The 23863-nt window shown below is 43.9% G+C and carries 27 protein-coding genes; all 27 read left to right on the top strand.

Going from position 1 to position 23863, the window contains the following annotated elements; genetic code table 11:
* Positions 1-56: 56 nt before the first annotated feature.
* The 27 genes from fliM (at position 57) to M1K58_RS23545 (ending at position 23863) form a co-directional block, all read left to right on the top strand.
* Positions 57-1058: a flagellar motor switch protein FliM gene (gene fliM / locus M1K58_RS23675; protein WP_256761364.1), complete on the top strand. Its 1002-nt coding sequence runs from the start codon at positions 57-59 to the stop codon at positions 1056-1058.
* Positions 1048-2250, top strand: a complete 1203-nt coding sequence (fliY, locus tag M1K58_RS23670) for a flagellar motor switch phosphatase FliY (protein WP_256761363.1) — start codon at positions 1048-1050, stop codon at positions 2248-2250. The genes fliM and fliY overlap by 11 nt, the downstream gene beginning before the upstream one ends.
* A 19-nt stretch (positions 2251-2269) precedes the next feature.
* Positions 2270-2632, top strand: a complete 363-nt coding sequence (locus tag M1K58_RS23665; RefSeq protein WP_256761362.1) for a response regulator — start codon at positions 2270-2272, stop codon at positions 2630-2632.
* A gap of 26 nt (positions 2633-2658) precedes the next feature.
* Positions 2659-3201: a flagellar biosynthetic protein FliO gene (locus M1K58_RS23660; protein WP_256761361.1), complete on the top strand. Its 543-nt coding sequence runs from the start codon at positions 2659-2661 to the stop codon at positions 3199-3201.
* A complete protein-coding gene (gene fliP, locus M1K58_RS23655; protein WP_256761360.1) occupies positions 3198-3944 on the top strand; it encodes a flagellar type III secretion system pore protein FliP in 747 nt (248 codons plus the stop codon). The genes M1K58_RS23660 and fliP overlap by 4 nt, the downstream gene beginning before the upstream one ends.
* Before the next feature lie 31 nt (positions 3945-3975).
* Positions 3976-4245, top strand: a complete 270-nt coding sequence (gene fliQ, locus M1K58_RS23650) for a flagellar biosynthesis protein FliQ (protein WP_256761359.1) — start codon at positions 3976-3978, stop codon at positions 4243-4245.
* Positions 4246-4251: 6 nt separating this feature from the next.
* Complete coding sequence (fliR, locus tag M1K58_RS23645) at positions 4252-5037, top strand: flagellar biosynthetic protein FliR (protein ID WP_256761358.1); 786 nt, start codon at positions 4252-4254, stop codon at positions 5035-5037.
* A gap of 30 nt (positions 5038-5067) precedes the next feature.
* Complete coding sequence (flhB, locus tag M1K58_RS23640; protein ID WP_256761357.1) at positions 5068-6156, top strand: flagellar biosynthesis protein FlhB; 1089 nt, start codon at positions 5068-5070, stop codon at positions 6154-6156.
* 18 nt (positions 6157-6174) lie between these two features.
* Entirely contained in the window at positions 6175-8208 is a 2034-nt protein-coding gene (gene flhA, locus M1K58_RS23635; RefSeq protein ID WP_256761356.1) for a flagellar biosynthesis protein FlhA, read from the top strand.
* Positions 8205-9572: a flagellar biosynthesis GTPase FlhF gene (gene flhF, locus M1K58_RS23630; RefSeq protein WP_256761355.1), complete on the top strand. Its 1368-nt coding sequence runs from the start codon at positions 8205-8207 to the stop codon at positions 9570-9572. Before flhA ends, flhF begins: the two co-directional genes overlap by 4 nt.
* Positions 9565-10431, top strand: a complete 867-nt coding sequence (locus M1K58_RS23625; protein ID WP_256761354.1) for a MinD/ParA family protein — start codon at positions 9565-9567, stop codon at positions 10429-10431. The genes flhF and M1K58_RS23625 overlap by 8 nt, the downstream gene beginning before the upstream one ends.
* A gap of 71 nt (positions 10432-10502) precedes the next feature.
* Positions 10503-11984, top strand: coding sequence for a protein-glutamate methylesterase/protein-glutamine glutaminase (locus M1K58_RS23620; RefSeq protein ID WP_256761353.1), 1482 nt, complete (start codon positions 10503-10505; stop codon positions 11982-11984).
* A gap of 42 nt (positions 11985-12026) precedes the next feature.
* A complete protein-coding gene (locus M1K58_RS23615; protein ID WP_256761352.1) occupies positions 12027-14120 on the top strand; it encodes a chemotaxis protein CheW in 2094 nt (697 codons plus the stop codon).
* A 29-nt stretch (positions 14121-14149) separates the two neighbouring features.
* The gene (locus M1K58_RS23610) at positions 14150-14611 is read left to right on the top strand and encodes a chemotaxis protein CheW (protein WP_256761351.1); all 462 of its coding nucleotides are present in this window, start codon (positions 14150-14152) and stop codon (positions 14609-14611) included.
* Positions 14612-14615: 4 nt separating this feature from the next.
* Positions 14616-15233 (top strand): chemotaxis protein CheC, encoded by a 618-nt coding sequence (locus M1K58_RS23605; RefSeq protein WP_256761350.1) that lies wholly within the window; start codon positions 14616-14618, stop codon positions 15231-15233.
* The gene (locus M1K58_RS23600; RefSeq protein ID WP_256761349.1) at positions 15233-15727 is read left to right on the top strand and encodes a chemotaxis protein CheD; all 495 of its coding nucleotides are present in this window, start codon (positions 15233-15235) and stop codon (positions 15725-15727) included. Before M1K58_RS23605 ends, M1K58_RS23600 begins: the two co-directional genes overlap by 1 nt.
* 1 nt (position 15728) lies before the next feature.
* A complete protein-coding gene (locus tag M1K58_RS23595) occupies positions 15729-16142 on the top strand; it encodes a hypothetical protein (RefSeq protein ID WP_256761348.1) in 414 nt (137 codons plus the stop codon).
* A 16-nt stretch (positions 16143-16158) separates the two neighbouring features.
* Positions 16159-16947 carry a FliA/WhiG family RNA polymerase sigma factor gene (locus M1K58_RS23590; RefSeq protein ID WP_256761347.1) on the top strand — a complete coding sequence of 263 codons (789 nt, stop codon included), beginning with the start codon at positions 16159-16161 and terminating at the stop codon, positions 16945-16947.
* A gap of 14 nt (positions 16948-16961) precedes the next feature.
* Entirely contained in the window at positions 16962-18380 is a 1419-nt protein-coding gene (locus tag M1K58_RS23585; RefSeq protein ID WP_256761346.1) for a flagellar assembly protein A, read from the top strand.
* A gap of 59 nt (positions 18381-18439) precedes the next feature.
* The gene (locus M1K58_RS23580) at positions 18440-18757 is read left to right on the top strand and encodes a hypothetical protein (RefSeq protein WP_256761345.1); all 318 of its coding nucleotides are present in this window, start codon (positions 18440-18442) and stop codon (positions 18755-18757) included.
* A 27-nt stretch (positions 18758-18784) separates the two neighbouring features.
* Positions 18785-19384, top strand: a complete 600-nt coding sequence (locus M1K58_RS23575; RefSeq protein ID WP_256761344.1) for a hypothetical protein — start codon at positions 18785-18787, stop codon at positions 19382-19384.
* Positions 19377-19922 carry a hypothetical protein gene (locus tag M1K58_RS23570; protein ID WP_256761343.1) on the top strand — a complete coding sequence of 182 codons (546 nt, stop codon included), beginning with the start codon at positions 19377-19379 and terminating at the stop codon, positions 19920-19922. The genes M1K58_RS23575 and M1K58_RS23570 overlap by 8 nt, the downstream gene beginning before the upstream one ends.
* A 213-nt stretch (positions 19923-20135) precedes the next feature.
* Positions 20136-20834, top strand: coding sequence for a 30S ribosomal protein S2 (gene rpsB, locus M1K58_RS23565; protein WP_169279644.1), 699 nt, complete (start codon positions 20136-20138; stop codon positions 20832-20834).
* A gap of 133 nt (positions 20835-20967) precedes the next feature.
* Positions 20968-21618, top strand: a complete 651-nt coding sequence (tsf, locus tag M1K58_RS23560) for a translation elongation factor Ts (protein WP_256761342.1) — start codon at positions 20968-20970, stop codon at positions 21616-21618.
* 70 nt (positions 21619-21688) lie between these two features.
* The gene (gene pyrH, locus M1K58_RS23555) at positions 21689-22417 is read left to right on the top strand and encodes a UMP kinase (RefSeq protein ID WP_256761341.1); all 729 of its coding nucleotides are present in this window, start codon (positions 21689-21691) and stop codon (positions 22415-22417) included.
* Positions 22417-22971: a ribosome recycling factor gene (gene frr, locus M1K58_RS23550; protein ID WP_256761340.1), complete on the top strand. Its 555-nt coding sequence runs from the start codon at positions 22417-22419 to the stop codon at positions 22969-22971. Before pyrH ends, frr begins: the two co-directional genes overlap by 1 nt.
* 160 nt (positions 22972-23131) lie before the next feature.
* Complete coding sequence (locus M1K58_RS23545; protein ID WP_256761595.1) at positions 23132-23863, top strand: undecaprenyl pyrophosphate synthase; 732 nt, start codon at positions 23132-23134, stop codon at positions 23861-23863.

The following is a 23863-nucleotide window of genomic DNA, read 5'->3' as shown; positions in this document are numbered from 1 at the left end:
TTTGACCTTTGACGGAAACAACAGTTTCGTTTTGGTTTAAGAAAGGGGTGAGAGATTTGGTAGATGTACTTTCGCAGAATGAGATTGATGCGTTATTGGCGGCACTTTCGTCAGGTGAGATGGACGCAGAAGAACTCAAAAAAGAAGATACACAAAAAAAGGTACGCGCATACGATTTCAAACGAGCAACCCGGTTTTCAAAAGATCACATCCGCAGCTTAACTCGGATTCACGAAAACTTTGCTAGATTTTTAACAACATATTTCTCCGCTCAGCTTAGGACATTCGTTCAAATTAGTGTTGTTCAAGTCGAGCAACTGCCTTATGATGAATTCATTCGCTCTATTCCTAAGATGACGGTTCTGAACATTTTCGAAGCTGAGCCCTTAGAAGGACGAATGGTTCTAGAGGTACATCCCAACGTTGCATTTGCTATGTTGGACAGGCTGCTTGGCGGTGGTGGCATAGCACCGAGCAAAATTGGCAGCTTGACAGAAATTGAAACGATTATTATGGAGAAGATTTTCAGTCGAGCACTAGAAAGTCTACAAGAAGCTTGGAAAACGATTATTGATATTCAACCACGGCTCGAAGCTCTTGAAACGAATCCGCAGTTTATGCAAATCGTTTCTCCAAATGAAACAATCGCACTTATATCTCTAAGCACGAAGATCGGCGAGACAACCGGGATGATAAACTTATGTATCCCGCATGTCGTCATCGAGCCAATAATGCCAAGATTGTCTGTTCATCATTGGTTCGTGTCTCAGAAGAAGATGAGAGCGCCGGAAGAAGTCATCCTACTTGAGCAAAGGGTAAACAAAGCCAAACTTCCGATTATTGCTGAATTAGGCGGCTCTAAAATTTCCGTGCAAGAGTTTTTGAATCTAGCCATAGGAGATGTCTTAGACTTACAAAAACCTACAGGCGAAGGCTTGCAAGTTAAAGTTGGAGATAAGGTAAAGTTTATTGCCAGCCCTGGTACAGTGAGAGACAAAATGGCGATTCAAATTCAAGAGATCGTCAGTGAAGGAGTAGATGAAATCCATGACGAGTAAAGACTATTTATCTCAAGAAGAGATTGATGCTTTATTAAATCAATCCTCTGAAGGAGTAGCTGAGGCTCCTGCAGCACCACTTGCCGGCGACCCATCGATAAATGAATACTTAACTCCACTTGAGCAAGATGCGCTCGGAGAAATCGGAAATATTACGTTTGGAAGTGCTGCGACGGCATTGTCTACGCTTCTCGGTAAGAAAGTAGATATCACAACGCCTACAGTATCCGCAATTGAACGTGATCGATTTGAATCAGAATTTCCGAAGCCACATGTTGCGGTTCATGTCAGTTATGTGGAGGGGTTCGAGGGAATCAACTCCCTTGTTATTAAATCCCATGACGCTCAAGTTATCGCAGATTTAATGTTAGGTGGAGATGGTAACGTCACTTCTGAAGAGCTGAATGAAATTCATATCAGTGCTGTTCAGGAAGCGATGAATCAGATGATGGGTTCATCCGCAACTTCTATGTCGACGATATTCAACCGTTTAGTTAATATCTCACCTCCAGGCATTGATATTATGGACGTCAAGAATAACTCAGGCATGAGCAACATTCCTAACGAGAATGTGTTTGCCAAAATCTCGTTCCGTCTCAAAATTGGAGATCTGATTGACTCGACGATCATGCAGCTACTTGCCGTCCCGTTCGCCAAAGAATTGGTTAGTTCACTAATGGGTAGTGTTTCGAATGAGCCAGCACCACAGCAAGCTCAATCTCAACCCGTTCAACAAGCTGCCCCACCAGTTCATGTTCCACCCGCACCACCTGTACAACAGGCTCCTCCGATGATGGCAGCCCCTCAACAAAGCTATGCTGCACCAATGCCTTCTCACCCACAAACATTAGGTGGCGGAGTTAATCGGAATGTAAATGTCAACCCTGTGCAGTTTGCTAATCTTCAAGGACCCGGGTTTACGCAAGGTGAAGAAACAAATCTTAATCTGTTGCTAGATATTCCTCTCAAGGTTACAGTAGAATTAGGCCGTACTCAGAAGCAGATCAAGGATATTTTGGAACTATCCCAAGGCTCTATTATTGAGCTAGACAAGCTAGCTGGCGAACCTGTCGACATCTTAGTAAACAACAAATTGATCGCCAAAGGCGAGGTCGTCGTTATTGATGAAAATTTCGGTGTTCGTGTAACGGATATCGTAAGTCAATGGGACCGTGTCCAAAAAATCCAATAAGTAAACGGAGGAATAAAAAATGGGAAATCGCATTCTCATCGTAGATGATGCAGCGTTCATGCGTATGATGATCCGAGATATTTTGACGAAAAATGGTTATGAAGTAGTAGGGGAAGCACAAGATGGTGCACAAGCTATTGAAAAATATAAGGAATTAAATCCTGATCTAATTACAATGGATATCACGATGCCAGAAATGGACGGCATTACGGCTCTGAAAGAAATTCGTAAGCTTGATACAAATGTAAAAGTGATTATGTGTTCGGCAATGGGTCAACAAGCTATGGTAATCGATGCGATTCAAGCGGGTGCCAAAGACTTTATCGTAAAACCATTCCAAGCAGATCGTGTTATTGAAGCTATCAAGAAAACAATGGGTTAAGTTAAAGTCAGGAGCGTTGAAGATTCATGCGAACTTATGGGCTCGTTGACGAGCTACCTGTATCCGGATTAGGATCGGCATGGGATTTGATCTGGGTATTGTTCGTCCTCGGAATTATAGTCGGGTTGATTGTCCTCATTTTACGATTTTTTGCTAAACGAAATCGTGGATGGGGAATGAATCGATCGTTACGTTCTCTAGGAGGTTATCCTCTTGGAACGAACAAATCGATGCAAATCGTAGAGTGGAACGGTCGAATCTACGTTCTGGGTGTCGGGGACGACGTGACGTTGATGGAATCCATAACAGAGCCTGAAGCTGTCGCCGCTCTGCTGGCTGAACACGATTCCAACATGGCCAATACGGGACCAGTGCTTCCTGAATGGCTTCGCAAATGGACTCAGCGTAATAATCCAAATAACGATGATTTTTCCTCCAAGGAAACGGTAAACCATACAAACTTTGAGCAAACGTTGGAAAACCGGCTTCGCCAGCTATCTGAAAGAAGACAGAAGGTGGAGCAATTGTTGGAGGATAGCCGTTCCGGAGATCGGACAGATAAGTCATGAGAAAAAAAATAATTTATAGCTTACTTATGTTTCAAACGTTACTGATTGGATTTCAGGCATCTGCTTATGCCGAGCCTATTGTTGGAGTTACTCTCGGAGATGGGAGTGAGCCTATAGGAGCATCCGGTTTATCCCTATTGCTTCTCATAACCGTACTAAGTTTAGCGCCAGCCATTCTCGTGTTAATGACAAGCTTTACAAGAATTGTCATCGTGCTTGGCTTTGTTAGAACTTCACTCGGTACACAGCAGATGCCTCCCAACCAGGTGCTGATCGGGTTAGCTTTATTCATGACTATGTTCGTTATGGCTCCAACCTTCTCCCAAGTTAACGAGACGGCATTGAAGCCTTTTCTCGCCGGAGAAATTAGCCAAACAGATGCGTTGCAGAAGGCATCTGTTCCAATGAAAGAGTTCATGTATAAGCATACTCGTGAAAAGGATTTGCTTTTATTTCTGAATTATACGAAAACCGAGAAGCCAGCTACATATCAGGATATTCCAATTACTGTTTTAGTTCCTGCCTATGCCATAAGCGAATTAAAAACGGCATTTCAAATGGGTTTTATGATCTTCATTCCTTTTCTAATTATCGATATGGTTGTCGCTAGTACTTTGATGGCAATGGGGATGATGATGCTTCCACCCGTTATGATTTCGCTTCCGTTCAAGATATTGCTCTTTGTGCTAGTCGACGGATGGTATCTTGTCATTAAGTCACTGTTGACCAGTTTTAATACTTGAATAGTCGTAATTGTAAGGTAGGGGGGAGTTTATGTCTTCTGAGTTTATTATCGGTTTAGCGGGACAGGCGCTTTATGTTGTGTTGAAAGCTAGTGCTCCAATGCTTGTTGTTGCATTGGTTGTTGGGTTGTCAGTTAGTATTTTCCAGGCCACAACCCAGATTCAGGAACAAACACTTGCCTTCGTACCGAAGATCATCGCCGTTTTCCTTTCGCTGCTTATATTTGGCCCATGGATTCTTAACACACTGGTCGATTTCACTAGCCAGCTGCTTGGAAATTTGTCGAGATACATTGGGTGATAGCAAATGGATCAAATAATGCAAGTATTTCCTGCCTTTCTGCTTGTTTTTTGTCGAATTTCATCGTTTTTTGTTGTTGCTCCAGTTTTTTCAACACGTACGTTTCCGAAAACGATTAAGATTGGCTTAGCTTTCTTCATTTCCTTGATCGTATTTTTAAATGTTGGTTTTGATACTAAGGTTACGGCGGATTCAACCTATATCTTAGCGGTCATTCGTGAGGTTTTTGCGGGGTTGTTGATCGGTTATGTCGCTTATATCTTTTTTACGATTGTACAAGTCGCTGGTGGATTAATGGACATGCAAATGGGATTCGGTATCGCGAATATCGTCGATCCGATCTCTGGAGTATCCGCTCCTATGATGGGGAATTTGAAATACATGTTGATGACTCTAGTATTCCTTTCTGTGAACGGTCATCACTATTTATTGGCTGCCATTATGGATAGCTACAAATGGTTGCCTCTCGATAACAAGCTGTTTCAAATTTATTATGGTGGAAATATTACAGAATTTTTAACTCGAACTTTTTCAGACACCTTTTTATTAGCTTTACAAATATCTGCTCCGATCGTTGTAGCTATGTTTGTGACGGATTTTGGTTTGGCACTCCTTGCACGAACAGCTCCACAGTACAACGTGTTCGTAATTGGTATGCCATTGAAAATTTTGGTCGGTTTGGCGTTGCTTGTTCTACTTCTCCCCGGATTTGGCACTTTGTTTCAAATCCTCTTCGATCATATGTTCGAAGCTCTAGAGAAGCTATTTACAATCTTAAAATCATCCTCTTAAACAAAGGTACACAGTGGAGGAGGTGGCGTTATGCCTCGTAATCGCCTAAGTATGGATCTTCAATTGTTTTCAGGCGAGAAGACGGAAAAGGCAACACCTAAGAAACGCCAGGAAAGTCGTAATAAAGGACAAGTGGCAAAAAGCACGGAAATTCCTAGCGCACTCATCCTTCTTGCATGTATTTGTTTTATGATCATGCTTGGACCTTTTCTGCAGAAGCAAATCTTAGCCTTGTTCAGCGATATTTTTTTGAATCGTATGACGATGGATGTAACGGATCAGAACGTGCTTAATTTGTTCAATCATTACGCTATCCAGATGTTAATCCTCTTAGCACCCATCTTTATTATCGTAGTCATAGTTGCATTTGCAAGCTATTACGTGCAAATTGGCTGGCTCTTTACGTTTGAACCGTTGATGCCGAAGTTTGAGAAATTAAATCCGATAAATGGTGCAAAGAACATTTTCGGAGTTCGATCAATTGTTGAATTTCTAAAAAGTTCATTGAAATTAATTTCTGTAGGACTCATTGTTTTTTTAACCATCTGGTCTGAAAAAAAACGGCTGATGGATCTCGCACATTTACCCGTGGAAGACATCTTTTCTTTTGTTACTAGTCTAACGGTACGGCTTGCGATTCTCGTCGCCGCTATGTTGTTCGTATTGGCAATTGGAGATTTTCTCTACCAACGTTATGAATATGAGAAAAATCAAAAAATGAGTAAGCAAGATATTAAGGATGAGTATAAGAATTCGGAAGGCGATCCATTAATTAAAGCAAAGATCAAGGAACGCCAACGCAGAATGGCATTTATGCGCATGATGCAGGAAGTGCCAAATGCAGACGTTATTATTACGAACCCAACTCACTTTGCCATTGCGTTGAAATACGATTCAACAAAAATGGATGCTCCAACGGTAATCGCCAAAGGTCAAGATTACTTGGCGCTTAGGATTAGGGAGATAGCGAAACAAAATAACGTCATAACCATGGAAAACAAGCCACTCGCCCGTGCGCTATATGAGAGGACGGAAGTCGGACAAAGTGTTCCCGGCGATCTCTTTCAAGCGGTAGCGGAAGTGCTGGCGTACGTATATCGGCTTAAAGGCCGGCATTAAAGAGGGGAGGAACGCGTCATGAAAGTACGGGACTTAAGCATACTCATAGGCGTCATCGGCATAGTCCTGATGATGGTCGTTCCAATTCCCAAAGAACTTCTGGATATCCTACTAATAATCAATATCTCTGTAGCCATCATGATTTTACTTATTGCAATGAACACTACGGATGCGTTACATTTTTCAATTTTCCCAACCTTATTGCTCATTACTACGATATTCCGATTGGCGCTTAACGTTTCTACAACAAGACTAGTCCTATCTGAGGCGGATGCAGGGCACGTTGTCGAGACCTTTGGTAAATTTGTTGCGGGTGGTCAGATTGCGATCGGTTTCGTCGTGTTCCTTATTCTCGTTATAGTTCAGTTTATCGTTATTACGAAGGGGTCTGAGCGTGTCGCAGAGGTTGGAGCGCGATTCACCCTTGATGCAATGCCTGGTAAACAAATGAGTATCGATGCGGATTTAAATGCGGGATTAATTAATGAGCATCAAGCTCGAGAACGTCGCGAGAAGATTGAGAAGGAAGCAGATTTCTACGGAGCTATGGATGGTGCCAGTAAGTTTGTTAAAGGGGACGCCATTGCTTCAATTATTATCGTACTCATCAACTTAATTGCAGGTTTCATTATCGGTATGGCTATCCATGGCATGGATGTTATGACCTCGCTTGAGACTTACTCCATACTTACGATCGGTGACGGACTAGTCAGTCAAATTCCTGCACTATTAATTAGTACTGCTGCGGGTATTATCGTTACAAGAGCAGCATCCGAAGGCAATATGGCTGACGATATTAGCAAACAGCTCTTACGGTATCCTAAACTTCTGTACATTGTTGCGGGCACAGTTGCACTGCTTGGCATTGCAACACCAATTCCTCTTCTTAGCACCATACCATATGCGGCTATTCTTGCCATTGCCGGCTTTCGGTTGCAAAAGAATATCAATCGAAAGCAACAGGAAGAAGAGCTACTTGTCGAGGAAAAGCATATCGAGGAAGTACGAAGCCCAGAGAGCGTAATCAGCTTGCTGCAGGTCGATCCAATCGAATTCGAATTTGGTTATGGTCTTATTCCACTCGCGGATACTCAGCAGGGCGGAGATTTACTCGACAGAATTATTATGATTCGACGGCAATGTGCACTTGAAATGGGCTTAATTGTGCCTGTTATCCGAATTCGCGACAATATTCAACTAAAACCGAACGAATATGTCATTAAAATGAAAGGAAATACGGTAGCTCGTGGCGAATTGTTAATACATCATTATTTAGCAATGAGTCCTGGTTTTGATGATGATTCGGTTACAGGAATCGAGACCCAGGAACCTGCTTTCGGATTGCCGGCTTTATGGATTGACGAAGCAACGAAAGAACGTGCGGAGATGGCTGGTTATACCGTTGTTGATCCACCATCAGTCGTCGCAACTCATTTGACCGAAGTCATTAAGAAATACGCTCATGAGCTTATCGGACGTCAAGAAACGAAAGCTTTGGTCGAAAGTGTCAAAGATACTTATCCTGCTTTGGTCGAAGAGCTTATTCCTTCCATACTTAGTATCGGAGATGTTCAGAAGGTTTTGTCCAAGCTGCTTAAAGAGAAAATATCGATACGCGATTTGGTAACGATCTTCGAGACTATGGCAGATAACGGGAAATTCACCAAAGATCCAGATGTGTTGACCGAATACGTTCGTCAAAGCTTATCCAGGCAAATTACACAGCAATATGCAACCGCTTCTGAGCCGCTTAAGGTGATAACAGTGAGTCCAGCTGTAGAGAAGAAAATAGCGGAATCTGTGCAACAGTCAGAGCAAGGAAGTTACTTGGCAATGGACCCTGCTTCTTCCCAAGCGATATATCAACGGTTGACAGAGCAAGTAAATCGTTTGGTTCAATCGGGGCAACAGCCTATTATCCTAACATCCCCTACGATTCGTATGTACTTACGTCAATTGCTTGAACGAAGTTTACAAGATATTCCGGTTATTTCATACAGCGAGTTGGAGCCAAGCATTGAAGTGCAAAGTGTTGGGGTGGTGAGTGCATGAAGGTAAAAAGGTATATTGTCGATGATGTATCCGAAGCTGTGAATATGATACGTAATGAGCTTGGGTCGGATGCCTTCATTCTCAATACGAAAGAAATCCGCATAGGCGGATTTCTTGGTATGTTTCGCAAGAAGCGTGTGGAGGTAACAGCGGCTGTTGATGAAGCTGCCATAAAACCTTCCAAAAGACCAATGCTTCCTGTACGTCAACCAGAGAGAAAGTCAGTTCCTACCCTTACTGAGGAGCCTTCGGCATCCTCTCCGCTATTGCCTTCGAACGCAATAAGGGAGAGATATTCGCAAGCTCCGTTTGCGGATAGTGGTAGGAAACCAAGCTTGCCTTCAACCGATTTACAGATGGATGTTGATGTGGCAGATCCACTCAAACCTAGCTCGGAGAGCATTCCTTTTTATGATAAGCAGTCTGCAACATTAGCTGCAGTTGTTCAGACGATAGAAGAAGCACGGGATAAGAAACAACAATCGGATGAATCGTCAGAGTTGCTTCAAGAGCTTCGAACGATGAAGGAAATGATGGCAAAGATGGCGAGGCAGCAAACTTATCGCAGTATGCCGGAATCGGTTATGAAGTGGAGTAAACGCTTAGCCGAACAAGGTGTTGAGCCGTCCTACGTCGAGCAATTCGCTGAAGCGGTTAATCAGAGATTACAGGAGCAAGGCGACGAAGGTATAGCCTCATCTTATGAAGCTTCACAAGAGGTGCTGCTTTCCTGGCTACAGCATGTGAAGGGCAATGGTGTTGATTCAACGACACGAATTATTCACTTCGTTGGACCTACCGGGGTTGGGAAGACGACGACAATCGCTAAGCTTGCAGCTGAGCAGTCCTTAAATCATCGACGTTCAGTTGGTTTAATTACCGCAGATACATATCGAATTGCTGCAGTGGATCAGTTGAGAACTTATGCAGATATTCTGAATATTCCTCTCGAGGTTGTATTTTCGCCTAGTGAACTAGTTCGAGCTTATAAAAAGCTAAGCGATCTTGATCTGATATTTATGGATACTGCAGGCCGGAATTATCGCAATGAACTTTTTGTTTCTGAAGTAAACAGCTTGCTCTCTCCTGGGGAACAGACAGAAACCATTCTTGTACTCAGCATGACGCATAAGATCAGCGATATGAAAATGGTTGCTTCTCAGTTCGTTAAGTATGGGGTCAATCAACTACTGCTGACCAAATTCGACGAGACAGATTCTTTCGGAGCTGTAATTAATTTGGTGAAAGAATTTGATTTCCGGATTTCTTATATCACTTTCGGACAAGCGGTACCTGATGACATTAGGCCATTCGATCCAAAAGAGTTGGTGAAACGGCTATTGGGGGATCCAGCCGATGATTGATCAAGCGCAAGCCCTTCGGCATTTGGTTCATTCCAAAGATATTCAAACCTCTCGAAGAACTAGAGTCATTACCATTACGAGTGGTAAAGGTGGCGTTGGGAAGTCGAATTTCAGCCTCAATTTCGCAATGGCGTTACAAAATAAAGGATATAGTGTTCTCGTATTTGACGCCGACATTAGCTTTGCAAATATCGACGTTTTGTTGGGTACTCCGGCCAAATACAATCTGATTCACCTGCTTAAGGGCGAGAAATCGATTTGGGAAATTATCCAGGTCGGACCTAACGGCTTACAGTTTATTGCTGGAGGTTCTGGATTTCAAGACTTGGTACGTTTGAGCGAGGAAGAGTTAGAGTATTTCTCGGAACAGATTGGTAAGCTGCACGGTCACATGGATTTTATATTATTTGATACAGGGGCAGGATTGTCTAAGGAAACGGTGAGATTCATTACTGCTGCGGAAGAGACGATCGTTATCACGACTCCTGAACCGACTTCAATTACAGATGCATATGCGTTGATCAAGATGTTAAATACGATGGGGCATCAAGTTTCCTTCAAGCTTGTCGTAAATCGAGTGACGGATGATCGCGAAGGAAATCAAACAGCGGATAATATACGCCAAGTGGCAAGCAAATATTTAGGACTTGAAATCCCTTTACTAGGATTTATACCAGATGATGCTAACGTATCTAAGGCAGTTAAACGTCAGACTCCTTTATCAATAGCCTTTCCTGATAGTGATGCAACTCGTGGAATTAATCGGATTGTATCCCGATTTCTGCTTGAGGAACGGGATTCGTCATCTTCGCAAGGTCTAACTGGTTTCCTACAAAGAATTAAGAGACTTTGGAGTTAATCCCAATCAAAGCTTGTGGTTGCCGCATAGTTTAGCCAAAATACATCGAGATTAACAAGGAGGGTCGCCGAATGACGGAATTTAAAGTGCTAATCGTTGATGATTCCCCATTTATGCGAAAGGTGTTCAGTGATGTTATTGATGCTGACGCTGCCTTCAAAGTATTGGCGACAGCCTCGAATGGTTATGAGGCTGTAGACCTCGCGCTTAAGCTTAAGCCAGATATTATTACCATGGACTTGGAAATGCCGGAAATGAACGGAATAGAAGCTTTGCAGAAGATTATGTCGATTCAACCGACTCCGGTAATTATGCTTTCTGCGGTTACGGATAACGGAACAAGGGATACGATAAAAGCTCTCCAATATGGAGCAATCGACTTTATTCGAAAGCCTGACGGAGCTGTGAACCTTGATATTAGACAAGTTGGGGAGCATCTGCTAGAGAAACTGCGTGTTGCTTCGGAAACCATGAGTAGCGGTGCTGCGTTAAGAATGTTACCAGCTGTCGAAGAGAAAGTGGTTGTCATTGAGCAGCCTCCTCCAATGCTCGATAGCACTACTTCAAAAGTGATTGAATTACCGAAAAAGTCAGATGTTTCAGCCCATGCATCACTAAATAAGGAAATTATTGATTCAGTAAAGCCTGTAGCTGAGAAAGTAATAATGAAGCACAAGGATCTACCTCGGAAGTTGGATGGACTTGCGGAGAAGCAATATCCAATACCTCCGTCATCCATTCCATCCAACAGTTCCACCGGGGTAATCAAGTCAAAGAGATCAGAACTGCAATCGGAAGTTAAAGACATCGTTCGACGACAAGTCAACAAAGCGACTTCAGTCTTAGGTGAGAGTAAAGTAAAGGCTACTCATAATCCTAGAGTTCCAGCAGCGGTCAATAAAGATAAGTTGGCTCAAGCTGATCCAATAAACAAACAAGTGGCCAATGGTAATCATTCCACTACGTTTACTCACCTAGTGGCGATAGGTACCTCTACGGGGGGGCCACGAGCTTTACATGAAGTCCTAACTGGGATTCCTGCTGATTTTCCAGCACCAATACTCGTTGTCCAGCATATGCCTCCCAAATTTACTCATTCACTGGCACAACGGTTGGATAATTTTTGTAGCATCCATGTTCGAGAAGCGGTTGACGGCGAAATTGTCGAAACTGCCACAGCTTACATCGCTCCAGGAGGGAGGCATATGTCTCTCGGAAAAGAGTTATCAGGCAAGTATCGCATTAAATTGTCGGACGAGGGTCCTAGGAGTGGGCATATGCCATCCGTTGACGTATTGTTCGAATCATTGCTAGGCCATCAGCAATTAAAAAGGCATGTAGTGCTAATGACCGGGATGGGCAGTGATGGAGCAAAAGGGATGAAGGCGCTTCAAATAGACGGTGTCCAAACGACCATTGCTGAAGCGGAACAAACGTGTGTCGTGTATGGTATGCCCCGTTCCGCTGTTGAGCTAGGTGCCGTGTCGCATCTTCTACCGCTTCAAGGAATCGCACCGGTACTTGTACAGGAAGTGCAAACTCGTAAACCATAAGATTGTCACTGATAGCTCAACCAACAAGGAGGTGTTCGGCCTGTGGAAATGAATCAATACATGTCCATGTTTATCGATGAATCCAATGATCACTTGCAATCGCTGAACGAGAATATGCTTCGGCTGGAGCAACAGCCGGAGGATATTAGCATCGTGCAGATTATTTTCCGTTCTGCGCATACGCTGAAGGGAATGTCTGCGACGATGGGGTTTGAAGACTTAGCCTCCCTAACGCATGAAATGGAAAATGTGCTTGATCTCGTTCGTAACGATAAGCTTAGTATGAATGGTCACATTTTCGATACGTTATTCAAGTGTTTGGATGCTCTAGAAGCTATGGTTCAAGACATTATTAATGGCGGAACAGGTAAAAGTGATGTCGTTGATCTTGTGCAGCGCTTGAAAGGAATTGTAAAGGGTGACGTCGACGGCAATGGAGTGGCGAAATCATCTGCCCCAGCTGCAGCTGTGTCTGCACCTCTCGTATTAGATCAATATCAATTGTCAGTTCTTAGTCAATCCCTTGAAGGTGGACATAAAGCATATTATATCGAAGTCAAGGTGCAGGAAGATTGTATGCTCAAAGCTGCGCGAGCTTATATGGTTTTTGATGCATTAGAAAGAAATGGCGAAGTGGTTAAAGCCTTTCCATCCGTTCAAGAGATTGAACAAGAGCAATTTGATCGCAGCTTCTCGGTATACTATATCTCTCAAGTAGAAGAAAGCGAACTACGAGATTCAATTTCACGAGTATCTGAGATTGAATCAGTGGTTATGAATGTCGTCGATCGGCAGTCACTTGAAGAGTTAGAGGGCTCCCGCAAAGCAGCTGAACAAACGGCTGAAGCTCTCAAGCAAACAGCTGCTACAATCACGCCTGAAAAACCACTGGAATCCGCAGAGTCGAATGCGAGTAGTAACACAGCTCGATCGTCAGCCCCTGCAGCTCCTGCAGCTCCAGCTGCTCCAGCCGGAAATAACGCACCACGTACGATTAGGGTCGATATCGAGCGTCTTGATTCTCTTATGAACTTGTTTAGTGAATTGTTGATTGATCGTGTTCGGTTAGAGCAGCTAGCTTCTGAGGTTCGCCGTAATGATTTAACTGAAACGGTAGAGCATATGTCCCGAGTTAGTGCGGATTTGCAAAATATCGTTCTGAAGCTGCGGATGGTTCCTGTAGAAAGCGTATTTAACCGGTTTCCTAGAATGGTACGGGACTTGGCTAAATCTCTTGATAAGAAGGTTGATCTCATTATTGTCGGAGCAGAGACAGAATTAGATCGAACGGTTATCGATGAGATTGGTGATCCTCTCGTGCATCTTATTCGTAATGCGGTCGACCATGGGGTTGAGCCAATCACAGAACGCATTAAGTTAGGGAAACCAGAGGTGGGAACGGTACATTTACGAGCCTTCCACAGTGGTAACCACGTATTCATAGAAATTGAGGAAGACGGCAAAGGAATCAATCGTCCGAAAGTATTGGAAACGGCCATCAAACGTGGAGTCGTGACAGTTGAGGAATCAAAAAATCTGACCGACGACGAAGTAAATATGTTGATATTTGCAGCTGGCTTCAGTACAGCGGACAAAGTCTCGGATATATCCGGTAGAGGCGTTGGCCTTGATGTTGTTAAGTCCAAAATATCGGCTTTAGGTGGACATGTTGCTGTAACCTCAACGTTAGGTTCTGGTACAAAGTTTTCGGTGCAATTGCCGCTCACGCTATCCATTATTGCTGCGATGTTAATTAAATTAGGCTCCGAGAAATATGCTTTTCCACTTACTTCTATCGTCGAAACCGGGTCTGTTAAGAGATCGGATATTCGGATGCTGCACGGTAATCGCATGATCGAGTATCGGCAATCTATTATTCCGGTTATTTCATTAGCGGAATTGGTAGACTCTCCAGATTACCGAGATGATGAGGAAGCTGAAACAGAGATGCTTGTCATTCGTAAAGGGGACAAGCTAGCCGCTATTCTCGTAGACGAGTTTATTGGACAACATGAAATCGTGTTGAAACCATTGGGTAAATATTTGACAGGCAATCAAGGGGTTGTCTCTGGAGCAACGATTCTCGGGGATGGACAGGTTGCACTAATTGTAGATCCGAACGTACTGATTAAATAAAATACCTTGACTAAGGGAGGGTTTTTTCTATGGCAGAGGAATTGAAAGTCATTGTCTTCACGCTAGCGCAAGAAGAGTACGGTATCGAGGTTGACAAGGTTCGTACGATTGAGCGTATGGTTCCCATTACTCGGGTTCCGAAAACCCCATCATTCGTTAAAGGGGTTATTAACCTTAGAGGCATTGTCATTCCTGTTATTGATTTACGCGGTAGATTTGGTTTAGAAGAAACGGATCATACGGAAAACTCTCGTATTATTATTGTTGCAGCAAACGAGCTTGAAGTCGGGTTTATTGTTGATTCCGCCAATGATGTTATGGACGTGATGAGTGATAAGATCGAAAATCCTCCAGAGGTCGTAGGTGGAATTAAAGCGAAATATATAAGCGGTGTTGCTAAGATCGGAGAAAGTCGATTATTAATTTTGTTAAATTTAGTAGAAGTGCTTAGCCGTAGTGAAATTATCCAATTAGAACAGTTCGGAGATTAAGCCAGTGAACCTGTTTAGGAATAACGCGGATATCAAGTTGGATGTGCTTAAAGAAGTCGGAAATATCGGTGCTGGCAACGCGGCTACCGCATTATCCACTCTTCTGAATAAACCAGTAGACATGGCAATGCCTCAGGTTAATTTTCTTCCGTTCGAAGCGATTTCGGAACGTGTTGGAGGCTCAGAAGCGGTCGTTGTGGCCATCTTCCTTCGTGTCGAGGGTGATGCGCCTGGCAACATGTTTTTTATTATCAACCGAGAGCCAGCTCGTAGAATTCTTCAAGGTCTATTAGGCTTTGATGCTGCTGAGAACGATGACTATAGTGAATTGGAATTATCTGCGTTGAATGAAATCGGGAACATATTAGCGGGCTCTTATTTGACCTCACTCGCTGATTTTACAGGCTTGCGAATGTCTCCTACGGTTCCTTCATTAGCGGTGGACATGGCGGGTGCGATTTTGAGTTACGGATTACTTCAATTTGGCACGATGGGTGATGATGCTTTGCTTATCGATACGACATTTCTCGAAGGTCCTCAAGAAGCGGAAGGACATTTCTTCTTCATCCCAGATCCAGAGTCGTTCGAGAAACTCTTTCGTGCGTTGGGAGTGCCGATCTAATGATGGAAGGCGTTCTCATCAAGGTAGGAATGGCTGATTTAAACATCGCGGATGAAGGTGCGGTGCTCAAAACAACAGGCTTAGGTTCATGTGTGGGCTTGACTTTGTATGATCCTCGTTTGCGGCTGGCAGGTATGGCACATATTATGCTGCCCTCTTCAGACATTGCTCGCGAGGGACAATTAAATATCGCCAAATATGCAGATACAGCGATAACAGAGCTTTTATTGAGAATGAAAAATAAAGGTGCTATTACAGAACGATTAATTGCAAAGATGGCTGGTGGAGCCCAAATGTTTGCTTTCATGGGCGGATCGGATACGATGCGGATTGGTCCTCGCAATGTGGAAGCTTCGAAGCTTGTCTTAAAGCAATTAGCAATTCCACTCCTTTCTGAAGATACCGGCGGCAATTATGGTCGGACTATAGAACTGAGCAGTCAAACCGGAATGTTAAGCATTCGAAGCGTGCAGTTCGGAGTAAAGGAGATCTAAAATGATGGGTTCTTGGCGCTTAAATGTTGGATTCGGCGGGTTCGGCGCAATTTTGACCTTTTTGTTTTCTCTGTCGAACAATCCTCTAGGAACGACTTTTATGCGTAGCCTTTATGCGTTTATTGTTTTTGCTGCTATAGCTTTTGTGGTAAGCCTTGTGCTTGGTCAATTGATGAATCCGAACAAGAAGGTTGAAGAGATTGAAACACCTGACCAAGATCGAGGGACTGTACTCGATGTGATGACACCAGATGAAGGCGATTCTTTGTCGGAGATGATGAAGGAACAATGGGCGGATGGCAAGGGGGAAACGATTAAAGGTTTCCAACCTTTACAGCCTCAGCGACTAGTGTCGCTCGATAATCCCAACCCGGAGGAAGTGGTTCAGGCGATTCGTCGTCTGACGGACGAATAAGGATGGTGAGGCTAGAATGGTCGATCAAACACGTTCCCGGTTATCCCATCTTGAATTATGGCAGAGCTGGAAAGAGGAAGAGGATCTGGATGCTCGAAAGCAACTGATCGAGCATTATTTACCGCTTGTGGATTATGTGTCCAGTAGAATGGCTGTTGGCTTACCGAAAAACGTGACGAAAGATGACTTAGCGAGTAACGGAGCCATGGGCTTGATCGATGCAATCGAGAAATTTGATTATCGGCGAGGGCTACAATTCGAAACCTATGCTTCTTGGAGAATCCGTGGAGCCATTATCGACGGATTAAGGCAAGGGGATTGGGTCCCTCGTTCAGTTCGTGATAAAGCTAAAAAAATGGAGGACGCCTATGCGGTGCTCGAGCAGAGAAATTTGCGATCTGCAACAGATGACGAAATATGCGCCTATTTGAATATTAGCGACAAAGAATTCCAACAAATGCTTCAGGAAGTCGCAGTCGCAGCAGTATTTTCCCTTGAGGATCCTATTCGGGAGGAAGAGTCCGAGACAAGACTTACCCTCTTAGTGGATGATAAGGCCGTGAGTCCAGAATCCATGGTGCATGAAACTTATCTTAAAGACTCTCTAAGCTACGGAATTGAGAAACTTACGGAAAAAGAACGTACAGTTGTATCTTTATTCTATTACGAAGATCTTTCGTTAAGCGAAATTGCGGAAGTGATGTGTTTATCACCTTCAAGGATTTCTCAGCTTCATTCTAAAGCGATTCTAAGACTTAGGGGAGCTCTTGCGAAACAAAAGGAACAACTGCTTCAAAACGGATAAAGGGGGCGCTAATAATGTCTGACAATGGAAAAGTGCCATTGGAGGAATGTCTGCAGGTTACGATTTCTGAAGATAAGATGCAAGCGTACTTAGTTTTCAAACGTGTTGAAGGCGATCTTAAGTTATCTTCTCGGGAATTGGAGCAATATTTGCGCTCGCAAGGAATCAAGCATGGTATACAGTCGGATACTCTATACTTGATTGCGCAAAGACCGCAGGACTTTTACTTTGCACAAAACATTGTTGCTGTTGGAACACCCTCGAAGCCGGGTACCGATGGCTACATCAACGTTCTATATGGCGAGTCTCAAGATAAAGAATTACGCCCGGCAGAACGAGATGATGGTAGTGTTGATTATAAACAGGTAACTCAGCTAGCTAATGTACATGCAGGACAACTAATCGCGGAGAGAGTTCCAGCACAGCCTGGTGTACCGGGAGTGGCTGTGACGGGGGATGAAGTTGCCGCTAAGGATGGAAAAGACGCCCATTTCAAAGTGGGCAAAAACGTCGTTGTTAATCCTGAAAAAATAGGGATGTATGCTGCTATTAATGGGCTAGTGACAAAAACGGATAAAGATAAGCTGAACGTATTTCCCGTGTTCGAAGTGAATGGAGATGTAGATTATAATATCGGTAACATTGATTTTATTGGTACCGTTGTTATTAGAGGTAATATTCTAACTGGATTTCAGGTAAAAGCATCAGGTGATATTCGTGTTACCGGAGGTATTGAAGGGGCAGAGGTTGAATCTGACGGTTCAATCGAGATTTCTGGAGGCGTGATTGGTGGTAACAAAGGCTTCGTTAAGGCAAAATGTAACATTCGCTGTTCATTTATCCAGGAGGGTAATGTCATTGCGGGTGAGGATGTTGTCGTTTCACAAAGCATAATGCACTCTAATGTTAGGGCGGGTCGATCTGTTAAATGTGCTGGAGCTAAAGGATTGATCGTTGGTGGAGTTATCCAAGCGGGAGATCGGGTAACCGCACGGATGATCGGTAATTCTATGTCTACAGCAACGGTTGTTGAGGTTGGTGTTCGCCCAGAGCTACGTCAAGAATTAAATGAATTGAGAACAAGTATGCGCCAATTGGCTGAGAATACGGATAAATCTGAGAAAGCGCTTAAAATGCTTGATCACATGGCATCTATCGGTCAACTAACCCCGGATAAGCTTGCACTTAGGGTAAAGCTAACTGCGACAAAACGCCAAACGTTGGAAGAGCTTGGAGCTGCAAAGGAACGAGTGCTCGAAATCGAGAAGACACTTGAAGATGCGACTACGGCACGTGTGGATGCTATCCATACCTTATGGGGAGGAACCAAAATCGTGATCGGCAGGTATACCCGATTTGTTAAAGATGCATCACAAAGAGTATCCTTTAGATTTTTGGATGGTGATATCGTGATGACTCCTTTTAACGGATAAGGGTAGATTTTGGGATGCTGTCCTAACTTGAGCTCTACATAATCGTGAGGTGTAAAGCCGTGAGCTACAAATCGATTGATATACAAGCATCGCTTCCTCGTACGCTTGAGATGTCACCTTTACAACATCAACAACAGCAACGTCCGGCTACGGAACAAACTTTGCTTGGCCAACAAGCTACTAAACACGCAGAGGAGCAAGCGAAGCGAAGCACGAAGTTGGAGTCGACATCGAATAATACCATTTCAGAGCGTCAGCCTCGTGATCGGAATAAACAATCTTCGTCTTCCAAGAAGCAAGCGCATGATCAGGATGAAGATGAGAATAAGAGCTCAGAGCATCCTTATAAAGGGAAGCACATTGACTTCATGGGCTAACGGCAAGGCAAGAAAGGGGATACACCTATGAGTATGATGAGTCCATGGTTAAGTATCGTGCTGCTTGGCGCAGTGATTTCGGGATATGCATGGATGATACCCAAAGCAAAGGCCCGAGCAAAAGAAACGGAATTCGCGAGCGAGGCAGCCTACAACCAATTACTTGAGGATTTAGAATCCGAGAATCGTGAGCTTCTTGATGCGGTTGCTAAGTTCAAGCAGGAGCAAGACTTAACCGTTGAGAAATTAGGACGACGTATTGTCGACATGGAACAACAGCTAAGTAAGTGGTCGGAGCACGTACCCTCCGCTGTGGCGCCGACACATTCACAAACTCCGATCTTGGAAGCCTCATTGATCCCCACCCATGAGAATCATGTCCAATCGACCGAATCAACACCAATCCAGCCTATATCGGATATCTCGGCATTACATGCTGCTGCCGAAGCAATAATTGAGGAGATCGTAATCCCACCGACCACCATTCGCGGTAGATATCCTGAGCTGCTTGAGATGAATGAAAAGGGCAGATCAGTGGAACAGATTGCTAAGGCGATGGGGATGAACAAGGGAGAGGTGCAATTGATTTTGCAGCTCGTGCGTCGGGAGGAACTACAGGATGCTTAAATATCGTAGTTGGTTAATCGGCTTTGGCTTGGGTATTATGATTGGAGCTTCCATGTTGCAGTTGATTCTGTTCGCCCAGGACACGGAAAATAAAGTTAAGCAAGTACCAATGACACAAGAGCAATTGAATGAGGAAGCAAAGAGTGCAGGCTTAAAACTGTTGACGGAAGAACAATTAAACACACAGGTTGAGGAAGCGGTCGCTGCTGCACTGAAGGAAGCAAAGATTAAATCGGATGAGATTAGCTTGGAACAAAACAAAGACCTCGAATCTGCGTCTCCATCCGAATCGACACCGTCTGAGCAACCCAGCATTAACGCTTCACCTGATCCTAAGTCTGTTACTTTGTACGTCAGTTATGGGATGTCTTTGACTGAAGTGGCAGAGGAGCTTAAGAGCCTTGGTATCATCGATGATACTGAAGATTTCATCGTTAAAGCGAAAGATATAGCTAAGAAAATGAAGGTTGGCAATGCCGTATTTACAGGCAAACCTACTTATAAACAGATCATGAACGAGCTAACTCGTAAAAAATAAGAAAAGTTCGACGTTTCGCATCATTTTTGTGTCATAAATGCGATTCTGCCATTGCGCGACGGTTGCCGATATGGTATATTATCTTTCGGTGTAAAAAACACACGCTTTTTAATTTCGTCAACGGTGCTTTTCTCGTGATGAACGATAAAAGTTTTGACGAAACATGCGAAGAGCGGCGGAGATTCACCAAAAACCACTAGGAGGTGCAGGAAGATGGCAGTCATTTCCATGAAACAACTGCTCGAAGCAGGCGTACATTTCGGTCACCAAACACGTCGTTGGAACCCGAAAATGGATAAGTACATCTTTACTGAACGTAACGGCATTTACATTATCGATTTGCAAAAAACAGTTAAAAAAGTAGACGAGGCTTATAACTTCGTGCGTCAGCTTGGAGAGAATGGCGGAACAATGCTATTCGTAGGTACTAAAAAACAAGCTCAAGATTCAGTTAAGGAAGAAGCTGAGCGTAGTGGTCAATACTATATCAACCAACGTTGGTTGGGCGGTACATTGACTAACTTCTCCACAATCCAAAAACGTACTGATCGTTTGCACCTGTTGGACAAATGGGAGCAAGATGGTACTTTCGAAGTACTACCTAAGAAAGAAGTTATCATTCTCCGTAAGGAGAAAGAGCGTCTTGAGAAGTTCTTGGGCGGTATCAAAAATATGCGTAAATTGCCTGATGCTTTGTTCATCATCGATCCTCGTAAAGAGCGTATTGCTGTAGCAGAAGCTCGCAAGCTTGGAATTCCAATCGTAGGTATCGTTGATACAAACTGCGATCCGGATGAAATCGATTATGTAATCCCGGGTAACGATGATGCAATCCGTGCTGTTAAATTGTTGACAGCTAAGATGGCAGATGCAATCGTAGAAGCTCGTCAAGGCGAAGAAACAACGGCTTAATAGCCATTACATTCATAAAGACACAATCAAAGGGGGTTAGAAGAGAATCTTCTTGCCCCCCTTTTTTTCCAAAAAACATACAAGTGCCACATTGTTACGACAATGATGCGGCCTAAACTTAGGAGGAATCCACGTGGCAGTAAATGCAGCAGACGTTAAAGCTCTCCGCGAAAGAACCGGAGCAGGCATGTTGGATTGTAAGAAAGCACTAGAAGAAGCAAATAATGATTTGACAAGAGCAGCTGAGCTTCTGCGTGAAAAAGGCCTTTCCGCAGCAGCGAACAAAGGCGATCGCGTTGCTACTGAAGGTATTGTTGAGTCCTACATCCACGCTGGCGGACGTATCGGCGTACTTGTTGAAGTTAACTGTGAAACGGATTTCGTTGGTAAAACAGATCAATTCCGTTCATTCGTTAAGGACATCGCAATGCAAATCGCAGCAGCAAACCCTAAATTCCTTAGCCGGGAAGAAGTTTCCCAAGCTGAGCTTGATAAAGAGAAAGAAATTCTTCGTAATCAAGCGCTTAACGAAGGCAAGCCAGAAAAAATCATTGAAAAAATGGTTGAAGGCCGCATGAACAAATACTATGAGGAAAACTGCCTCATGGAGCAAGTGTTCGTGAAAGACCAAGATAAAACAATTACAACGCTTCTTAACGAGAAGGTTGCAGCTATCGGCGAGAAAATTTCTATCCGTAGATTTACTCGTTATGAGCTTGGTGAAGGCTTAGAGAAAAAAGTAGACAACTTCGTTGAAGAAGTTATGGCTCAAGTTAAACAATAAGTATTAACCTTAAGGGAACACGGTGTGTTCCCTCTTTTTTAACCATCAGACAGGCTGGAGGTACAAAACGTTGGTAGGACCCGTTTTTAAACGTGTGGTATTAAAGGTGAGTGGCGAGTCGTTATCTGGTCCGAACGGATACGGCATCGACGCGACGACCATCTTGTCGATTGCAGAACAAATCAAAGAAGTTACTTTGCTAGGTGTTGAAGTTGCCATCGTATGTGGTGGCGGAAACATTTGGCGTGGAATTGCCGGAAGTCAAAAAGGTATTGATCGTGCGACTGCAGATTATATGGGCATGCTGGCAACGGTCATGAACTCGCTGGCTTTACAAGATGCATTGGAGCAAATGGATGTACCTAGTCGGGTACAAACATCGATCGCCATGCAACAAATCGCTGAGCCTTACATTCGTCGTCGGGCAATTCGCCATCTTGAGAAAGGCCGCGTCGTTATTTTCGCTGCGGGAACGGGGAATCCGTTTTTCTCAACAGACACCACTGCTGCATTAAGAGCTGCTGAAATAGAGGCGGAAGTCATCTTAATGGCTAAGAATAAAGTGGATGGCGTATACAGTGCTGATCCATTCAAGGATCCTACTGCTGAGAAATATGAACAGTTGACTTATATGGATGTATTAAATAAAAATTTAGGTGTCATGGATTCAACCGCTTCCTCGCTCTGCATGGATAACAATATCCCCCTTCTCGTCTTTGCAATTACCGAGAAAGGGAATATCAAACGTGCCGTCATGGGTGAGAAAATCGGTACTATAGTGAAGGGGAGTATCGACTAATGCCGCAAGGGATCAAGAAAGACGCGGAAGAACGTATGGAAAAAGCGTTGGGTGCACTGAAACGCGACCTATTAACTTTGAGAGCGGGCCGTGCTTCATCTGCTATGTTGGATCGGGTGCAAGCTGACTATTACGGAACGCCAACCCCGGTCAATCAGATGGGCTCAATTAACACACCTGATTCCCGTACGATCATCATCACTCCATGGGATAAGACAGCATTATCGGCTATCGAAAAAGCGATCCAGAAATCGGATCTTGGGCTAACGCCTGCTAATGATGGCTCGATCATTCGATTGAACATTCCACCGCTTACGGAAGAGCGCCGTGCTGATTTAGCTAAATCGACGAAAAAATTCGGCGAAGAGGCTAAGGTAGCTATCCGCAACATCCGTAGAGACGCTAATGATGAGATCAAGAAAAAAGAAAAGGGTGACATTTCCGAGGATGAATCTCGTCGTCACCAAGAAGATATGCAAAAAATAACGGACCGCTTTGTCGCAGAAGTAGACAAAATATTAGTTGCTAAAGAAAAAGAGATTATGGAAGTTTGATTTGAATTCGTAAGGCCCCTCCGAAAGGTGGGGTTTATTCTCTTTTGGTTAGCTAGCGGGTGCAGGTTTGTCTGCTGTGGGGGGAAGAACCATGGGTTTGTTCAGTAAATGGCTAAAGAAGCTGCGTATTGGTGTGTTCACAGAAGATGATCTGCAGCGAATGCAAGTGAAGACGGAAGAAATTCCGACTGGAGACAACATTCCGGAACATATTTCGATTATTATGGATGGCAATGGCCGCTGGGCTAAAGCAAGGGGGCTTCCCCGCATTGCCGGACATCATAACGGAATGAAAGCCGTAAAGAGGATCACGAAGGCTGCCGATCGTATCGGTGTTAAAGTGCTGACCTTGTACGCCTTCTCCACGGAAAATTGGAAGCGACCTAAAGCGGAAGTTGAATTCCTGATGAAATTACCACAGGAATTTTTGTCTTTGGAATTGAGTGAGCTTATAGAGAATAACGTTCAGGTTAGAATGATGGGTAAGCGCGATTTGTTACCTGAGCATACACTTGCAGCCATAGAAGAAGCGGTTCGACAGACACAGCATAATACCGGACTTATTCTGAATTTCGCGTTAAATTACGGAAGCAGATTAGAAATGATCGATGCAGCCAAGGAATTGGCGCGTCTAGCCGTGGCTGGACAAGTGGATCCGGAAAAGATCGAAGAAGCTGATTTTGAGCGGCTTTTACTTTCCAACGGACTACCGGATCCTGATTTGTTAATCCGGACAAGTGGTGAGCTACGGTTAAGCAATTTTATGTTATGGCAGCTTGCATATAGTGAATTTTGGTTTACAGATGTGTACTGGCCAGAGTTTAGTGAACAACATTTATACGACGCCGTACGTGAATATCAGCTTCGTGCGCGCCGTTACGGGGGTCTATGA

The organism is Cohnella sp. WQ 127256, from assembly GCF_024519285.1.
Classification (GTDB): domain Bacteria; phylum Bacillota; class Bacilli; order Paenibacillales; family Paenibacillaceae; genus Cohnella.
Note: the sequence above shows the minus strand (reverse complement) of the source record. Positions and strands in the feature narration are given on the sequence as shown.

What these genes read in the sequence shown, in the direction of transcription:
- fliY (WP_256761363.1), top strand. Translation starts at nt 1,048, where the DNA reads ATGACGAGTAAAGACTATTTATCTCAAGAAGAGATTGATGCTTTATTA.
- M1K58_RS23665 (WP_256761362.1), top strand. Translation starts at nt 2,270, where the DNA reads ATGGGAAATCGCATTCTCATCGTAGATGATGCAGCGTTCATGCGTATG.
- M1K58_RS23660 (WP_256761361.1), top strand. Translation starts at nt 2,659, where the DNA reads ATGCGAACTTATGGGCTCGTTGACGAGCTACCTGTATCCGGATTAGGA.
- fliP (WP_256761360.1), top strand. Translation starts at nt 3,198, where the DNA reads ATGAGAAAAAAAATAATTTATAGCTTACTTATGTTTCAAACGTTACTG.
- fliQ (WP_256761359.1), top strand. Translation starts at nt 3,976, where the DNA reads ATGTCTTCTGAGTTTATTATCGGTTTAGCGGGACAGGCGCTTTATGTT.
- fliR (WP_256761358.1), top strand. Translation starts at nt 4,252, where the DNA reads ATGGATCAAATAATGCAAGTATTTCCTGCCTTTCTGCTTGTTTTTTGT.
- flhB (WP_256761357.1), top strand. Translation starts at nt 5,068, where the DNA reads ATGCCTCGTAATCGCCTAAGTATGGATCTTCAATTGTTTTCAGGCGAG.
- flhA (WP_256761356.1), top strand. Translation starts at nt 6,175, where the DNA reads ATGAAAGTACGGGACTTAAGCATACTCATAGGCGTCATCGGCATAGTC.
- flhF (WP_256761355.1), top strand. Translation starts at nt 8,205, where the DNA reads ATGAAGGTAAAAAGGTATATTGTCGATGATGTATCCGAAGCTGTGAAT.
- M1K58_RS23625 (WP_256761354.1), top strand. Translation starts at nt 9,565, where the DNA reads ATGATTGATCAAGCGCAAGCCCTTCGGCATTTGGTTCATTCCAAAGAT.
- M1K58_RS23620 (WP_256761353.1), top strand. Translation starts at nt 10,503, where the DNA reads ATGACGGAATTTAAAGTGCTAATCGTTGATGATTCCCCATTTATGCGA.
- M1K58_RS23610 (WP_256761351.1), top strand. Translation starts at nt 14,150, where the DNA reads ATGGCAGAGGAATTGAAAGTCATTGTCTTCACGCTAGCGCAAGAAGAG.
- M1K58_RS23600 (WP_256761349.1), top strand. Translation starts at nt 15,233, where the DNA reads ATGATGGAAGGCGTTCTCATCAAGGTAGGAATGGCTGATTTAAACATC.
- M1K58_RS23595 (WP_256761348.1), top strand. Translation starts at nt 15,729, where the DNA reads ATGATGGGTTCTTGGCGCTTAAATGTTGGATTCGGCGGGTTCGGCGCA.
- M1K58_RS23590 (WP_256761347.1), top strand. Translation starts at nt 16,159, where the DNA reads ATGGTCGATCAAACACGTTCCCGGTTATCCCATCTTGAATTATGGCAG.
- M1K58_RS23585 (WP_256761346.1), top strand. Translation starts at nt 16,962, where the DNA reads ATGTCTGACAATGGAAAAGTGCCATTGGAGGAATGTCTGCAGGTTACG.
- M1K58_RS23575 (WP_256761344.1), top strand. Translation starts at nt 18,785, where the DNA reads ATGAGTATGATGAGTCCATGGTTAAGTATCGTGCTGCTTGGCGCAGTG.
- M1K58_RS23570 (WP_256761343.1), top strand. Translation starts at nt 19,377, where the DNA reads ATGCTTAAATATCGTAGTTGGTTAATCGGCTTTGGCTTGGGTATTATG.
- rpsB (WP_169279644.1), top strand. Translation starts at nt 20,136, where the DNA reads ATGGCAGTCATTTCCATGAAACAACTGCTCGAAGCAGGCGTACATTTC.
- frr (WP_256761340.1), top strand. Translation starts at nt 22,417, where the DNA reads ATGCCGCAAGGGATCAAGAAAGACGCGGAAGAACGTATGGAAAAAGCG.
- M1K58_RS23545 (WP_256761595.1), top strand. Translation starts at nt 23,132, where the DNA reads ATGCAAGTGAAGACGGAAGAAATTCCGACTGGAGACAACATTCCGGAA.